Source organism: Klebsiella sp. R390 (genome assembly GCF_051131745.1).
Lineage (GTDB): Bacteria > Pseudomonadota > Gammaproteobacteria > Enterobacterales > Enterobacteriaceae > Klebsiella.
In genome coordinates this window covers 1,859,278-1,875,609 of record NZ_CP180445.1, presented here as the reverse complement: position 1 = coordinate 1,875,609, position 16,332 = coordinate 1,859,278, and the positions used below count along the sequence as shown (strand labels likewise).

The following is a 16,332-nucleotide window of genomic DNA, read 5'->3' as shown; positions in this document are numbered from 1 at the left end:
GATTACACCCCTTCAGCGACATAGCGGGCAATGATATCGCCCATTTCATCGGTACCGACGGCCGTCGTGCCGCGTGCCAGATCGCCGGTGCGTACGCCTTCTTCTAATGCGCGGTTAATCGCACTTTCGATAGCGGTTGCTGCGGCTTCGGCATCCAGGCTATAGCGCAGCAGCAGCGCCAGGGAGAGGATCTGCGCGATCGGGTTGGCGATGTTTTTGCCAGCGATATCCGGAGCGGATCCGCCTGCAGGTTCATACAGGCCAAAACCTTGTTCGTTGAGGCTGGCGGAGGGCAGCATGCCCATCGAGCCGGTGATCATCGCGCATTCGTCAGACAGAATGTCGCCGAACAGGTTAGAACACAGCAGCACGTCAAACTGGGACGGATCTTTAATCAGCTGCATGGTGGCGTTGTCGATGTACATGTGCGACAGCTCAACGTCCGGGTAGGATTTTGCGATCTCGCTGACTACTTCGCGCCACAGAATAGATGACTGCAGCACGTTGGCTTTATCGATAGAAGTCACTTTATGGCGACGTTTGCGCGCGGACTGGAACGCGATGTGCGCAATCCGCTCGATTTCGAAGCGATGATAGACTTCGGTATCAAACGCTTTCTCATGCTGACCGCTGCCTTCACGACCTTTCGGCTGGCCGAAATAGATGCCGCCGGTCAGTTCACGGACGCACAGAATGTCGAAGCCGTTAGCGGCGATATCCGCACGCAGCGGGCAAAACTCTTCCAGTCCCTGGTACAGTTTCGCCGGACGCAGGTTGCTGAACAGTTTGAAATGTTTACGCAGCGGCAACAGCGCACCGCGCTCTGGCTGACCGTCTGGCGGCAGGTGTTCCCACTTCGGGCCGCCGACGGAACCGAACAGAATCGCATCGGCTTGCTCGCAGCCTTCCACTGTGGCCTGCGGCAGCGGGGAGCCCTGACGGTCGATGGCGGCGCCACCGACATCATATTGGCTGGTGGTAATGCGCATATCAAAACGGGTACGGACAGCTTCCAGTACTTTCATCGCCTGGCTCATGACTTCCGGGCCAATGCCATCACCTGGCAACACAGCAATATGGTAATTCTTCGACATTACACAGTTTCCTTCTTGTTCTCGTTATTTTGAGCTTTGCGTTGCAATTCTTTTTCGACTTCAGCGGCGCGCCAGATGTTGTTCAGAACGTGAATCATCGCCTTCGCGGAGGATTCAACGATATCGGTCGCCAGACCGACGCCATGGAAGCGACGGCCGTTGTAGTTCACCACGATGTCGACCTGACCCAGCGCATCTTTACCGTGGCCTTTGGCGCTTAAGCCATATTTAACCAGTTCGATCTCATAGCCAGTGACGCGGTTGATGGCCTGATATACGGCGTCGACCGGGCCGTTGCCGTTGGCGGCTTCGGCTTTCACTTCATCACCGCAGACCAGCTTGACCGAGGCAGTCGCGATAGCGTTGGAGCCGGACTGAACGCTGAAGTAGTCCATACGGAAATGTTCTGGCTCTTCCTGCTGCTTGTTAATGAAGGCCAGCGCTTCCAGGTCGTAGTCGAAGACCTGACCTTTTTTGTCCGCCAGCTTCAGGAACGCGTCATACAGGTGATCCATGTTGTAGTCGCTGTCTTTGTAGCCCATCTCTTCCATGCGGTGTTTAACCGCAGCACGGCCGGAGCGAGAGGTCAGGTTCAACTGTACCTGATTCAGGCCGATGGATTCCGGAGTCATGATTTCGTAGTTTTCGCGGTTCTTCAGTACGCCATCCTGGTGGATACCGGAGGAGTGTGCGAAGGCGCCGGTGCCGACAATGGCTTTGTTGGCCGGAATCGGCATGTTGCAAATCTGGCTGACGGTCTGGCTGGTACGCCAGATTTCGTTGTGATTAATGCGGGTACGGACATCCATAATGTCTTTACGCACTTTAATCGCCATGATCACTTCTTCCAGCGAGCAGTTACCAGCACGCTCGCCAATGCCGTTCATGGCACCTTCGACCTGACGTGCGCCAGCGTGGACGGCAGCGATGGCATTGCCGACGGCCAGACCTAAATCGTCATGGGTGTGAACAGAGATAATGGCTTTGTCGATATTTGGCACGTGGTCATACAGGCCGGTGATGATGTTGGAGAACTCGAACGGCATGGTGTAGCCGACGGTGTCCGGGATGTTGATTGTTGTCGCGCCGGCGTTAATGGCGGCTTCGACCACGCGCGCCAGGTCGGCAATCGGCGTACGGCCTGCATCTTCACAGGAGAACTCGACATCGTCGGTATAATTGCGTGCACGTTTGATCATATAGACCGCGCGCTCAATGACCTCATCCAGCGTACTGCGCAACTTAGTCGCGATATGCATTGGCGAGGTGGCAATAAAGGTATGAATACGAAACGCTTCCGCAACCTTTAAGGATTCTGCGGCGACATCAATGTCTTTCTCTACACAGCGCGCCAGGGCACAAACGCGGCTGTTCTTGATGGTGCGCGCGATAGTTTGTACGGATTCGAAGTCGCCAGGGGATGAAACCGGGAAACCGACCTCCATCACATCAACGCCCATACGTTCGAGGGCTAAGGCAATCTGCAGCTTCTCTTTCACGCTCAGGCTGGCCTGTAACGCTTGCTCACCGTCACGTAAGGTCGTATCGAAAATAATGACTTGCTGGCTCATGGTTTAGATCCTTAATCGGTGTCCTGGGCGCCTTGCTGACGAGCATAAAAAAACCCGCGCAATGGCGCGGGTTTTATAGTCTTGCTGGAAGATGACTTAACGCTGAACGTCGCCCAACAGCCTACCGCGCACAAGGGATGCGTTTAGTAGTAGTAGGCTGATGAAACGAGTAGTGCGAATCATTGCGTCATGCTCCAGATGAAATCGTTATGCTCTTAGAGTTACTGGATACGCCTTTTGATGTCAACCCTTGAACAGGAAAAACCGCTTTTCACCTTCGGGAGTGATTAGCTAATTGTGCTGATGAATGGGCGTTTTTACCGATGATAGTTTTTCTGCAGGTTGCACCGGTGAGGTGATGCAAAATCATTGTCGCAATTTATTATCATGTTAAACATAGCGGCTGATATTTTCGCTCTGAGGATATCTTGATGAAACGCATGGGTTATTTATTTTTTTAATGAGTTCGTGCGACTCTATAAGAGTAATCAATGATATTGAGATGTTAATGTTTAGCGATCGCTGGCAGCGTATTTTAATAATGCTTAAATTTAAGTTAACGGGTGCTGGTGTTGTTTATCTCTGTGGTTTATGGATAAACTATATCTTATAAAGAAATTGATATGTTTTATATTTCACAGGTGTTCCAGCATAATGGTAATGCTGCATATCTGAGCTTAATTATAACGTTTGATGTATTCCTAAAATGCATCCACTCCCTTCTGCAAATGAGATGTGTATGGTAATAATTATTTACTGTTTTACTGACTCTGTCTTTTGAAAAGGGAATTTCGCGTAATGGTGGATCTGGATATGACTATTGAAACTGCTGAACCTAAATCCTCCTCCGAGGGGGAAATCGTCAAGCCACAACTCAGAACTGTCGATCTTAATCTGTTGACGGTTTTTGATGCCGTCATGCAGGAGCAAAATATTACCCGTGCGGCGCAATCACTCGGCATGTCACAGCCCGCAGTGAGTAATGCGGTTGCGCGTCTGAAGGTGATGTTTAACGATGAGCTGTTTGTGCGCTACGGGCGGGGGATCCAGCCGACGGCGCGCGCGTTCCAGCTGTTTGGTTCAGTACGTCAGGCATTGCAGCTGGTACAGAATGAGCTGCCAGGTTCTGGTTTTGAACCGGTCAGCAGCGAGCGGGTATTTACGCTGTGTGTCTGTAGTCCTCTGGATAACTATTTGACCTCCGTTATTGTCAATAAAGTGAACGCTGTAGCGCCGAATATTCATTTGATTTTTAAGGCTTCACTGAATACCAATACGGAACACCAGTTACGTTATCAAGAGATTGAATTTGTTATCGGCTATGAGGAGTTTCGTCGCCCGGAGTTTTCCTGTGTGCCACTATTTAAAGACGAAATGGTATTAGTTGCCAGCGATAAACACCCTCGTATTTCCGGACCACTTTCTGAAACGGATATTTATCAGGAAGAACATGCGGTGGTTGCCTTAGATCGCTTTGCCTCATTTAGCCTGCCATGGTATAGCTCCGTCAATAAACAGGCTCGTATTGCTTATCAGGGAAATGCCATGGTCAGCGTATTAAATGTGGTTGCGCAAACAAATATGGTCGCGATTGCGCCGCGCTGGCTGGCAAATGAGTACGCAGATAAACTGGGGCTGCAACTTTTGCCGTTACCACTGAAGGTAAATAGCCGTACCTGCTATCTTTCCTGGCATGATGCGGCCGGGAAAGATAAAGGACACCTGTGGATGGAAGAGTTGCTGGTGGGTATTTGTCAGCGCTAACCCTTTTGTGACACAAACGAGAGCCGGCGCTCTCGCTTTGTGTGAATAATCCCACAAAATGCAGAATATTATTCTGTTTACTTCCGAAGGGGCTGCTGAACGCCAGGTGAAAAATGGATGATTTTCTGCCAACAGACTATTTACCCGAGTAATGCCCACGCGCGTTTCTGGTTTGCGAAGCTTTTAACCACAATTCATATCAAATTGTTATCTTTTATGCTTTTAATGGCCTGTATGCCTCTGAGGCAGCTAATTGCCTGCCCGTTGGCGAGCAGTTATGGTAATGGCACGCAGTCCATTCACCTCAATGCCGGGCGACGATTCCCGGCTTTGTGCGAACGCGCGGAAATTGAATTCTGCTGTCGTTAAAAACAATAAGCCTGGAGGCAAACCATGGAGATGTTGTCAGGAGCCGAGATGGTCGTCCAATCGCTTGTCGATCAGGGCGTCAAGCAAGTATTCGGTTACCCCGGGGGCGCGGTCCTCGATATCTATGATGCGTTGCATACCCTTGGCGGTATCGATCATATTCTGGTTCGCCATGAGCAGGCGGCGGTGCATATGGCGGACGGCCTGGCTCGTGCGACCGGTGAAGTGGGCGTCGTCCTGGTGACGTCAGGCCCGGGGGCGACCAACGCCATTACCGGTATTGCGACGGCATACATGGATTCCGTCCCGCTGGTGATTCTCTCCGGGCAGGTGGCGACCTCGCTGATTGGTTATGATGCCTTCCAGGAGTGTGACATGGTCGGTATCTCCCGGCCGGTTGTGAAACACAGCTTCCTGGTTAAGCAGACGGAAGACATTCCCGGGGTGCTGAAAAAAGCGTTCTGGCTGGCGGCCAGCGGCCGTCCGGGTCCAGTGGTGGTGGATTTACCAAAAGATATCCTCAACCCGGCAAACAAACTGCCGTACGTGTGGCCAGACAGCGTCAGCATGCGTTCCTATAATCCGACTACCAGTGGTCACAAAGGGCAAATCAAGCGTGCCCTGCAGACGCTGGTCGCGGCGAAGCATCCGGTTGTTTATGTCGGTGGCGGGGCGATTAACGCCCAATGCGAGCCGCAGCTGCGTACCCTGGTGGAAAAACTGAACCTGCCGGTGGCCTCGTCGCTGATGGGCCTGGGCGCTTTCCCGGCGACCCATCCGCAGGCGTTAGGCATGCTGGGGATGCACGGTACCTACGAAGCCAATATGACGATGCATCATTCCGACGTGATTTTCGCCGTCGGCGTGCGTTTTGACGATCGCACCACCAACAATCTGGCCAAGTACTGCCCGAATGCGACGGTGCTGCATATTGATATCGATCCTACTTCGATCTCTAAAACGGTTCCGGCTGATGTCCCGATCGTCGGCGATGCCCGTCTGGTGCTGGAACAAATGCTTGAGCTGCTTGAGCAAGAAGAGGCACATCAGCCGCTGGATGAGATCCGCGACTGGTGGCAGCAGATCGAACAATGGCGCGCGCGTCACTGTCTGCAATACGACACGCAAAGCGACAAGATCAAACCGCAGGCGGTGATCGAGACCATCTGGCGCCTGACCAATGGCGATGCCTATGTGGCGTCCGATGTGGGCCAGCATCAGATGTTCGCTGCGCTTTATTACCCGTTCGACAAACCACGACGTTGGATTAACTCCGGCGGCCTTGGCACGATGGGCTTCGGGTTGCCCGCCGCCCTCGGCGTTAAGATGGCCCTGCCAGCGGAGACCGTGGTTTGCGTGACCGGCGATGGCAGCATCCAGATGAATATTCAGGAGCTGTCTACCGCGCTGCAGTACGAGCTGCCGGTGCTGGTGCTGAACCTCAACAACCGCTATCTGGGGATGGTGAAACAGTGGCAGGATATGATCTATTCCGGCCGTCATTCACAATCCTATATGGAGTCGCTACCGGATTTTGTCCGGGTTGCAGAAGCCTATGGCCATGTGGGGATTCGAATCAGCGAACCGCAGGAACTGGAGTCTAAGCTGGCCGAAGCGCTAGAGCAGGTACGTAATAACCGTCTGGTCTTCGTGGATGTGATGGTAGACGGCAGCGAGCATGTGTATCCCATGCATATCCGCGGCGGCGGCATGGATGAGATGTGGTTGAGCAAAACGGAGAGAACCTGATTATGCGCCGGATATTATCTGTATTACTGGAAAACGAATCGGGCGCCTTGTCGCGCGTCATCGGGCTCTTTGCGCAGCGCGGATACAACATTGAAAGCCTGACGGTGGCGCCGACAGACGATCCGACACTCTCCAGAATGACCATTCAGACCGTCGGCGACGAGAAAGCGATCGAGCAGATTGAAAAGCAGTTGCATAAGCTGGTGGACGTGTTGCGCGTCAGCGAACTCGGGCAGAACTCGCACGTTGAGCGTGAAATCATGCTGGTGAAAGTGCAGGCAAGCGGTTTTGGTCGGGAAGAGGTGAAGCGTAACACGGAGATTTTCCGCGGGCAGATCATCGATGTGACCCCGTCGATTTATACCGTCCAGCTGGTGGGCACCAGCGATAAACTGGATGCCTTCCTCGCATCACTGCGCGACGTAGCGCGCATCGTTGAAGTGGCACGATCGGGAGTCGTAGGACTGTCGCGCGGCGATAAAATAATGCGCTGAGTACCTGAAACTGACGTAAAAATAGCCCGACACAATTTGTCGGGTTATTTTTTTGCGAAATCGGTAGGAACTGTAGACAAAACCGGTTGCTGCGCTAACTATTCTGCGTTTAGATGTTATCAAAATGAATCCATAGCTGAAGAAAGGTTATGTTCTGTACTTATTACCCAAGGGGCAATTGTGAAACTGGATGAAATCGCCCGGCTGGCCGGTGTCTCGCGAACCACCGCTAGCTATGTGATTAACGGTAAAGCGAAGCAGTACCGCGTGAGCGACAAAACGGTCGAAAAAGTGATGGCCGTCGTTCGTGAACATAACTATCACCCGAATGCGGTTGCTGCGGGCTTACGTGCAGGACGCACGCGTTCTATTGGCCTGGTTATTCCCGATCTGGAAAATACCAGCTATACCCGCATTGCTAACTATCTGGAGCGTCAGGCACGCCAGCGTGGCTATCAGTTGCTGATTGCCTGCTCGGAAGATCAGCCTGATAACGAAATGCGCTGTATTGAACATTTGTTACAGCGCCAGGTGGATGCGATTATCGTCTCGACGTCACTTCCGCCAGAGCATCCGTTCTATCAGCGTTGGGCTAACGATCCTTTCCCGATTGTCGCCCTTGACCGTGCGCTCGATCGTGAACACTTCACCAGCGTGGTGGGTGCCGATCAGGATGATGCCGAAATGCTTGCCGCCGAACTGCGTAAGTTCCCAGGCGAAAGCGTCCTGTATCTTGGTGCATTACCGGAGCTGTCGGTAAGTTTCCTGCGCGAGCAGGGTTTCCGCACCGCGTGGAATGACGATCCCCGTGAAGTCCAGTATTTGTATGCCAACAGCTTTGAACGCGAAGCGGCGGCACAGCTGTTCGAAAAATGGCTCGAGACACACCCGATGCCGGAAGCGCTGTTCACGACTTCGTTCCCGCTGTTGCAGGGGGTAATGGATGTCACTTTACGTCGCGAAGGCAAGCTGCCATCGGAACTGGCGATTGCGACCTTTGGCGATAATGAGCTGCTGGATTTCCTGCAGTGTCCGGTACTGGCCGTAGCCCAGCGCCATCGCGATGTCGCCGAACGGGTGCTGGAGATTGTTCTCGCCAGTCTTGACGAACCGCGTAAGCCGAAACCGGGGTTAAGCCGTATTCGCCGTAATCTGTATCGTCGGGGAAGCCTGAACCGTCGTTGAGGTACCTGCAGCCAGGATTATTCTTATAAAAAAGTAAGGATAATTGACGCACCGCTCGCCAGACGAAGAACGTCTGGCGATAATCCGTACAACTTTACTCTGAAACAGTAAAATGAAATCGCTTTCAGACAAATCCCTAAACTTCTTTACGCATTATTTTGTTTTATTCTGGAGTAGGGGATTTCTGGCATCCGCTGGCTATAAAAAAAGATAAATTGGCCTTTATTTGTATTATTTTGTTACATTCATTAAATTAATCGCTGAATTAACAATCATTTCACGCTGTAATCAGACTCGTTTCTCTCTGTACCCGCAGCAAGCGCACCTCTCCGACAGCAACAGGCACTGTTAACGGACATCATAATGGCCTAAAATGCCGCTCGCGTCGCAAACTGACACTTTATATTTTCCCGCCGAAGATATTTTGTTGCTTTTTACTGTTACGAATTTGTTGGTTGTTTTCTTACACGTATTCATAACGTTAATTTGCCTCGTTTGTTGATGATTATTTCATCAGGCCTAATATCTGCTGCAAATAATGGGTTTTTGAGCTCCGTTGGTATTCGTGCTGGCTTGACAAGCTTTTCCTCCGCTCCGTAAACTCCTTCTGGTGGGAATTTGTGGGTTAAAGTGGCGAAAAGGGGTGAGGCTGGCATGTTCCGTGGGGCAACGTTAGTCAATCTCGACAGCAAAGGCCGTCTGGCCGTACCGACGCGATACCGCGACGGGCTGATCGAAGACGCTTCCGGTCAACTGGTGTGTACCATTGACATTCATCACCCGTGCCTGCTGCTTTATCCCTTGCCTGAATGGGAAATCATCGAGCAAAAATTGTCGCGTTTATCGAGCATGAATCCCGTTGAGCGACGCGTACAGCGTCTGCTGTTGGGTCATGCCAGCGAATGTCAGATGGATAATGCCGGGCGTCTGTTGATTGCTCCGGTGTTACGGCAACATGCCGGGCTGACAAAAGAAGTGATGCTGGTCGGACAGTTCAATAAGTTTGAACTGTGGGATGAAACGACCTGGTATCAACGGGTCAAGGAAGATATCGACGCTGAGCAGTCCGCTACCGGGGAGCTATCGGAGCGACTGCAGGATTTGTCTCTATAAGATGATGGAAAATTTTAAACACACTACGGTACTGCTGGATGAAGCCGTCAATGGCCTGAATATTCGTCCTGATGGTATCTACATCGATGGGACCTTTGGTCGCGGCGGACACTCGCGTCTGATCCTTTCCCAACTGGGAGCGGAAGGACGGCTGCTGGCTATCGATCGCGATCCGCAGGCTATCGCGGTGGCGAAGACCATTGATGATCCCCGCTTTTCCATCGTACATGGACCTTTCTCTGCGCTGGCTGACTATGTAAGTGAGCGCGGACTAACTGGCAAGATCGACGGGATTCTTCTCGATCTTGGCGTCTCTTCACCACAACTTGATGATGCGGAACGCGGCTTCTCGTTTATGCGCGATGGCCCGCTGGATATGCGCATGGATCCGACACGCGGTCAGTCAGCCGCTGAATGGCTGCAGACTGCCGACGAAGCCGATATCGCCTGGGTGATTAAAACCTTTGGCGAAGAGCGTTTCGGCAAGCGAATTGCTCGCGCCATCGTTGAGCGTAACCGCATTGAGCCCATGACCCGCACCAAAGAGCTGGCGGAAGTGGTGACGGCGGCGACGCCGGTGAAGGACAAATTCAAACATCCCGCGACCCGTACCTTCCAGGCGGTGCGCATTTGGGTGAACAGTGAACTGGAGGAGATAGAGCAGGCGCTAAAAAGCTCGCTCAGCGTGCTGGCCCCAGGCGGGCGGCTGTCGATCATCAGTTTCCATTCGCTGGAAGACCGTATTGTGAAACGCTTTATGCGTGAACAAAGCCGCGGTCCGCAGGTTCCGGCAGGGTTACCGATGACCGAAGAGCAGCTCAAAAAACTGGGCGGCCGTGAGTTACGAGCACTAGGCAAGTTGATGCCGGGCGAAGAAGAGGTGGCAGAGAATCCACGGGCCCGTAGTTCAGTTCTGCGTATTGCAGAGAGGACGAACGCATGATCGGCAGAGTGACAGAAGCCTTAAGCAAAGTTAAAGGATCGTTAGGAAGCAACGAGCGCCATGCCTTGCCTGGCGTCATCGGGGACGATCTTCTGCGGTATGGGAAGCTGCCACTCTGTCTGTTCATTTGCATCATCATTACGGCGATTACCGTGGTGACGACGGCACACCATACCCGTCTGTTAACCGCGCAGCGCGAGCAGTTAGTTCTGGAACGTGACGCGCTGGATATTGAATGGCGAAACCTGATCCTCGAAGAGAACGCGCTCGGCGATCACAGCCGGGTTGAGCGGATCGCGACGGATAAGTTGCAGATGCAACACGTCGATCCATCACAAGAAAATATCGTTGTACAAAAATAAGGATTATTGCGACGCATGAAAGCAGCGCCGAAAACGCTAAAACCAAAACGTCAGGAAGAACAGGCCAACTTTATCAGTTGGCGTTTTGCGTTGCTGTGCGGCTGTATTCTGCTGGCTCTGACTTTCCTGCTGGGTCGTGTGGCCTGGCTACAGGTGATCAGCCCGGACATGCTGGTTCGTCAGGGCGACATGCGTTCTCTACGCGTGCAGGAGGTCTCTACCGCGCGTGGCTTGATTACTGACCGCTCCGGTCGTCCGCTGGCGGTGAGCGTACCGGTGAAGGCCATCTGGGCTGACCCGAAAGAGCTGCATGAAGCGGGTGGTGTCAGCATTGATAATCGTTGGAAAGCGTTGGCTGATGCGTTAAACATGCCGCTGGATCAGCTGGCATCACGTATCAATACCAATCCGCGGATGCGCTTTATCTACCTGGCGCGCCAGGTCAATCCGGACATGGCGGATTACATCAAGAAGCTCAAGCTGCCGGGCATCCATATGCGCGAAGAGTCGCGCCGTTACTACCCGTCAGGGGAAGTTACTGCTCACCTCATTGGCTTCACTAACGTGGATAGCCAGGGGATTGAAGGCGTTGAGAAGAGCTTTGACAAATGGCTTACCGGCCAGCCTGGCGAGCGCATCGTGCGTAAAGATCGCTATGGCCGCGTCATTGAAGATATCTCTTCAACCGACAGCCAGGCTGCGCACAACCTGGCGTTAAGCATTGATGAGCGCCTGCAGGCGCTGGTCTACCGCGAACTGAACAATGCCGTGGCGTTTAACAAAGCGGAATCGGGAAGCGCGGTGCTGGTGGATGTCAGCACCGGTGAAGTGCTGGCGATGGCCAACAGCCCGTCATATAACCCGAACAATTTCTCCGGTACGGCCAAAGACATCATGCGTAACCGCGCCATTACCGACGTGTTTGAACCGGGTTCTACGGTCAAGCCGATGGTGGTGATGACCGCGTTGCAGCGCGGGATTGTCAACGAAAATACCGTGCTGAATACCATTCCCTACCGAATTAACGGCCACGAGATTAAAGACGTGGCGCGCTACAGTGAATTGACCCTGACCGGGGTACTACAGAAGTCGAGTAACGTCGGTGTTTCCAAGCTGGCGTTAGCGATGCCGTCCTCAGCGTTAGTAGATACTTACTCACGTTTTGGGCTCGGAAAAGCGACCAATTTGGGGTTGGTCGGAGAACGCAGTGGCTTATACCCTCAAAAACAACGGTGGTCTGACATAGAGAGGGCCACCTTTTCTTTCGGCTACGGGCTAATGGTAACGCCGTTACAGTTAGCGCGAGTCTACGCAACGATTGGCAGCTATGGCATCTATCGTCCGCTGTCGATCACCAAAGTTGATCCGCCGGTTCCCGGTGAGCGCGTGTTCCCGGAACCTCTCGTTCGTACCGTTGTGCATATGATGGAAAGCGTGGCGCTGCCCGGTGGCGGCGGCGTGAAGGCGGCAATCAAAGGTTACCGCATTGCCATCAAAACCGGTACCGCGAAGAAAGTGGGGCCGGATGGCCGCTATATCAACAAATATATTGCTTACACCGCAGGCGTTGCGCCCGCCAGCCACCCGCGCTTTGCGTTGGTGGTGGTGATCAACGATCCGCAGGCGGGTAAATACTACGGCGGCGCCGTTTCCGCGCCGGTCTTTGGTGCCATCATGGGCGGCGTACTGCGCACGATGAACATCGAACCGGACGCGCTGGCAACGGGCGAAAAAAGTGAATTTGTGATTAATCAAGGCGAGGGAACAGGTGGCAGATCGTAATTTGCGCGACCTTCTCGCTCCGTGGGTGCCAAATGCGCCGGAGCGAATTCTGCGGGAAATGACGCTGGACAGCCGGGTGGCTGCTTCCGGCGATCTCTTTATCGCGGTTTTGGGTCATCAGGCGGACGGGCGTCGTTATATCCCGCAGGCGATAGCGCAAGGTGTTGCTGCCATTATTGCTGAGGCCAAAGATACGGCTGAAGATGGCGAAATCCGTGAAATGCACGGCGTGCCGGTCATTTATCTCAGCCAACTCAATGAGCGCTTATCGGCGCTGGCCGGGCGTTTTTACCATCAGCCTTCGGCTCAGCTGCGTCTGGTAGGCGTCACCGGGACCAACGGTAAAACCACCACCACGCAACTGCTGGCGCAGTGGGCCAAACTGCTTGGCGATACCAGCGCGGTGATGGGAACGGTCGGCAACGGCCTTCTGGATAAAGTCATTCCGACGGAAAACACCACCGGGTCTGCAGTTGATGTGCAGCATGTGCTTTCCGGCCTCGCAGGGCAGGGGGCAACGTTTGCCGCCATGGAAGTCTCTTCTCACGGTCTGGTACAGCACCGCGTAGCGGCGCTGCAGTTTGCCGCCTCGGTCTTTACTAACCTGAGCCGCGATCACCTCGATTATCACGGCGATATGGAACATTACGAAGCGGCAAAATGGCTGCTTTATTCCACGCACCACTGCGGTCAGGCGATTGTTAACGCGGACGATGAAGTGGGCCGTCGCTGGCTGGCTAAGCTGCCGGACGCGGTCGCGGTGTCGATGGAAGATCACATTAACCCGAACTGCCACGGCCGCTGGCTGAAGGCGACGGCGGTGAGCTATCACGACAGCGGAGCGACAATTCAGTTTGATTCCAGCTGGGGCAAGGGCGAAATAGAGAGCCGCCTGATGGGCGCCTTTAACGTCAGCAACCTGCTGCTGGCGCTGGCAACGCTGCTGGCGCTGGGTTATCCGCTGGACGAACTGCTGAACACGGCGTCTCGTTTGCAGCCGGTCTGTGGGCGTATGGAAGTGTTCAGCGCGCCGGGTAAACCGACCGTAGTGGTGGATTATGCTCACACCCCTGACGCGCTGGAAAAAGCGTTGCAGGCGGCGCGTTTGCACTGCAACGGTAAACTATGGTGCGTCTTTGGCTGCGGCGGCGATCGTGACAAAGGCAAACGTCCTCTGATGGGGGCCATTGCCGAAGAGTTTGCTGACATTGTCGTCGTGACCGATGACAACCCGCGTACCGAAGAACCACAGGCGATCATCAACGATATTCTCGCTGGGATGCTTGATGCCGGGCACGCGAAAGTGAAAGAGGGCCGGGCTGAAGCGGTGACCAACGCCGTGATGCAGGCACAAGAGGGTGATGTGGTCCTGGTTGCCGGGAAAGGCCATGAGGACTACCAGATTGTTGGCAATCGTCGCCTTGACTACTCCGATCGCGTCACCGTGGCCCGTCTGCTGGGAGCGGTAGCATGATTCGCTTTACGTTAAGCCAACTCTCCGACATCACACACGGCGAATTGCATGGTGGCGATCTGGCCATCGATGAGGTGACTTCGGACACCCGTAAAATCACCAACGGCTGCCTGTTCGTGGCGCTGAAGGGCGAACGTTTCGATGCTCACGACTTTGCCGAGCAGGCGAAGCAGGCCGGCGCGGGTGCGCTGCTGGTCAGCCGCCGTCTGGCGTGCGATTTACCGCAGGTCGTCGTGAACGATACTCGGCTGGCCTTTGGTGAACTGGCTGCCTGGGTTCGCCAACAGGTGCCAGCGCGCGTCGTGGCGCTGACCGGTTCCTCCGGGAAAACGTCGGTAAAAGAGATGACCGCGGCGATCCTGAGCCAGTGCGGCAATACCCTGTATACCGCCGGTAACCTGAATAACGACATCGGTGTCCCGATGACGTTGCTGCGTCTGACTAAAGAACATGATTATGCGGTGATTGAATTAGGCGCTAATCATCAGGGCGAAATTGCCTGGACCGTCAGCCTGACGCGTCCGGAAGCCGCGCTGGTCAACAACCTGGCCGCTGCGCACCTCGAAGGTTTCGGTTCACTGGCCGGTGTGGCAAAAGCGAAAGGCGAAATCTTTACCGGTCTGCCTGAAAACGGCATCGCGATTCTTAATGCCGACAATAACGACTGGCTGAACTGGCAAGCGGTTATCGGCGCACGCAAGGTCTGGCGTTTCTCGCCTGACGCGGCGCAGAGCGACTTTACCGCCACCAATATCCATATCACCAGCCACGGTACAGAATTTACCCTGCAAACTCCGGTGGGGAGCGTGGATGTTCTGCTGCCGTTGCCGGGCCGTCACAATATCGCTAATGCGCTGGCAGCAACTTCGCTGGCGATGGCGGTGGGCGCCGATCTCAGCGCAGTGAAAACCGGTCTGGCACAGCTGAAAGCGGTGCCGGGGCGCCTGTTCCCGATTTCGCTCAGCGAGACCCAACTGCTGCTCGATGACTCCTATAACGCCAATGTTGGTTCAATGACCGCAGCGGTGCAGGTGCTCTCCGAGATGCCGGGTTACCGCGTACTGGTCGTTGGCGATATGGCCGAACTGGGTGCAGAGAGTGAAGCCTGCCATCGCCAGGTCGGCGAGGCGGCGAAAGCGGCAGGAATTGACCGTGTTCTCAGCATCGGCGTGCTGAGCGCAGAAATTAGTCGCGCCAGTGGCGCAGGTGAACACCTTAGCGATAAAGCATCGCTGGTGGCGCGTCTGCGTGAACTGACGTCAGAACACAAGATCATCACCATTTTAGTGAAGGGTTCACGTAGTGCCGCCATGGAAGAGGTAGTACGCGCATTACAGGAGAATGGAACATGTTAGTATGGCTGGCCGAACATCTGGTCAAATATTATTCCGGCTTTAACGTCTTTTCCTATCTGACGTTTCGCGCCATCGTCAGCCTGCTGACCGCGCTGTTCATCTCGTTGTGGATGGGCCCGCGCATGATCGCCCGTCTGCAAAAACTCTCTTTCGGCCAGGTCGTACGTAACGACGGTCCGGAATCTCACTTTAGTAAGCGCGGTACCCCGACCATGGGGGGGATCATGATCCTCACCGCAATTGTGGTTTCGGTGCTGCTGTGGGCCTACCCCTCTAACCCGTATGTGTGGTGCGTTCTGACCGTCCTCATCGGCTACGGTATCATCGGTTTCGTTGATGATTACCGCAAAGTGGTGCGTAAAGACACCAAAGGGTTGATTGCCCGCTGGAAGTACTTCTGGATGTCGGTGATTGCGCTGGGCGTCGCGTTCGCGCTGTATATGGTTGGTAAAGATACCCCAGCGACCCAGCTGGTTGTGCCGTTCTTTAAAGACATCATGCCGCAACTGGGGATCCTCTACATCCTGCTGGCCTACTTCGTGATTGTCGGCACCGGTAACGCGGTCAACCTGACCGATGGTCTTGATGGTCTGGCGATTATGCCAACCGTATTCGTGGCAGCGGGCTTTGCGCTGGTGGCATGGGCAACGGGTAACATGAACTTTGCCAACTATCTGCACATTCCTTACCTGCGACACGCCGGGGAGCTGGTTATCGTCTGTACGGCGATTGTCGGCGCAGGACTGGGCTTCTTATGGTTCAACACCTACCCGGCACAGGTCTTTATGGGCGATGTCGGATCGCTGGCACTGGGCGGCGCGCTGGGTATTATCGCCGTGCTGCTGCGCCAGGAGTTCCTGCTGGTGATTATGGGTGGCGTATTCGTTGTGGAGACCCTGTCGGTCATTCTGCAGGTCGGCTCCTTTAAGCTGCGCGGTCAGCGCATCTTCCGTATGGCGCCGATTCATCACCACTATGAACTGAAAGGCTGGCCGGAACCGCGCGTGATCGTGCGCTTCTGGATTATTTCGCTGATGCTGGTGCTGATTGGCCTGGCGACGCTGAAGGTACGTTAAT

General features: G+C 54.2%; 14 protein-coding genes. 11 read left to right on the top strand and 3 right to left on the bottom strand.

The genetic code is table 11. From position 1 onward, the window contains the following. Window positions 1-2 precede the first annotated feature (2 nt). The 3 genes from leuB to leuL all read right to left on the bottom strand — a co-directional run bounded on the left by leuB (window position 3) and on the right by leuL (window position 2,848). Window positions 3-1,094, bottom strand: a complete 1,092-nt coding sequence (leuB, locus tag ACMYSP_RS08735) for a 3-isopropylmalate dehydrogenase (RefSeq protein ID WP_434586378.1) — start codon at window positions 1,092-1,094, stop codon at window positions 3-5. Continuing rightward, on the bottom strand, window positions 1,094-2,665 hold the full coding sequence (leuA, locus tag ACMYSP_RS08730; RefSeq protein ID WP_434586377.1) for a 2-isopropylmalate synthase: 1,572 nt from the start codon (window positions 2,663-2,665) through the stop codon (window positions 1,094-1,096). Before leuA ends, leuB begins: the two co-directional genes overlap by 1 nt. Before the next feature lie 96 nt (window positions 2,666-2,761). Then, window positions 2,762-2,848: a leu operon leader peptide gene (gene leuL / locus ACMYSP_RS08725; RefSeq protein WP_434587051.1), complete on the bottom strand. Its 87-nt coding sequence runs from the start codon at window positions 2,846-2,848 to the stop codon at window positions 2,762-2,764. 615 nt (window positions 2,849-3,463) lie between these two features. On the opposite strand from leuL, the gene leuO reads away from it, so the two are divergent. The 11 genes from leuO (at window position 3,464) to mraY (ending at window position 16,331) form a co-directional block, all read left to right on the top strand. Beyond that, a complete protein-coding gene (gene leuO / locus ACMYSP_RS08720; protein WP_434586376.1) occupies window positions 3,464-4,429 on the top strand; it encodes a transcriptional regulator LeuO in 966 nt (321 codons plus the stop codon). A gap of 393 nt (window positions 4,430-4,822) precedes the next feature. Then, a complete protein-coding gene (gene ilvI / locus ACMYSP_RS08715; RefSeq protein ID WP_434586375.1) occupies window positions 4,823-6,547 on the top strand; it encodes an acetolactate synthase 3 large subunit in 1,725 nt (574 codons plus the stop codon). Between the two features lie 2 nt (window positions 6,548-6,549). After that, complete coding sequence (gene ilvN / locus ACMYSP_RS08710; protein ID WP_123757508.1) at window positions 6,550-7,041, top strand: acetolactate synthase small subunit; 492 nt, start codon at window positions 6,550-6,552, stop codon at window positions 7,039-7,041. A gap of 180 nt (window positions 7,042-7,221) precedes the next feature. Beyond that, the gene (gene cra, locus ACMYSP_RS08705; protein WP_123757507.1) at window positions 7,222-8,226 is read left to right on the top strand and encodes a catabolite repressor/activator; all 1,005 of its coding nucleotides are present in this window, start codon (window positions 7,222-7,224) and stop codon (window positions 8,224-8,226) included. A gap of 654 nt (window positions 8,227-8,880) precedes the next feature. Then, on the top strand, window positions 8,881-9,339 hold the full coding sequence (mraZ, locus tag ACMYSP_RS08700; RefSeq protein ID WP_123757506.1) for a division/cell wall cluster transcriptional repressor MraZ: 459 nt from the start codon (window positions 8,881-8,883) through the stop codon (window positions 9,337-9,339). Window position 9,340: 1 nt separating this feature from the next. Beyond that, the gene (gene rsmH / locus ACMYSP_RS08695) at window positions 9,341-10,282 is read left to right on the top strand and encodes a 16S rRNA (cytosine(1402)-N(4))-methyltransferase RsmH (RefSeq protein WP_004857852.1); all 942 of its coding nucleotides are present in this window, start codon (window positions 9,341-9,343) and stop codon (window positions 10,280-10,282) included. Continuing rightward, complete coding sequence (gene ftsL, locus ACMYSP_RS08690; protein ID WP_434586374.1) at window positions 10,279-10,644, top strand: cell division protein FtsL; 366 nt, start codon at window positions 10,279-10,281, stop codon at window positions 10,642-10,644. The genes rsmH and ftsL overlap by 4 nt, the downstream gene beginning before the upstream one ends. 15 nt (window positions 10,645-10,659) lie before the next feature. Continuing rightward, window positions 10,660-12,426 carry a peptidoglycan glycosyltransferase FtsI gene (locus ACMYSP_RS08685; protein ID WP_123757504.1) on the top strand — a complete coding sequence of 589 codons (1,767 nt, stop codon included), beginning with the start codon at window positions 10,660-10,662 and terminating at the stop codon, window positions 12,424-12,426. After that, a complete protein-coding gene (gene murE / locus ACMYSP_RS08680; protein ID WP_434586373.1) occupies window positions 12,413-13,900 on the top strand; it encodes a UDP-N-acetylmuramoyl-L-alanyl-D-glutamate--2,6-diaminopimelate ligase in 1,488 nt (495 codons plus the stop codon). Before ACMYSP_RS08685 ends, murE begins: the two co-directional genes overlap by 14 nt. Next, a complete protein-coding gene (gene murF, locus ACMYSP_RS08675; protein WP_434586372.1) occupies window positions 13,897-15,255 on the top strand; it encodes a UDP-N-acetylmuramoyl-tripeptide--D-alanyl-D-alanine ligase in 1,359 nt (452 codons plus the stop codon). The genes murE and murF overlap by 4 nt, the downstream gene beginning before the upstream one ends. Then, window positions 15,249-16,331: a phospho-N-acetylmuramoyl-pentapeptide-transferase gene (gene mraY, locus ACMYSP_RS08670; RefSeq protein WP_434586371.1), complete on the top strand. Its 1,083-nt coding sequence runs from the start codon at window positions 15,249-15,251 to the stop codon at window positions 16,329-16,331. The genes murF and mraY overlap by 7 nt, the downstream gene beginning before the upstream one ends. The last annotated feature ends 1 nt before the right edge of the window (window position 16,332 follow it).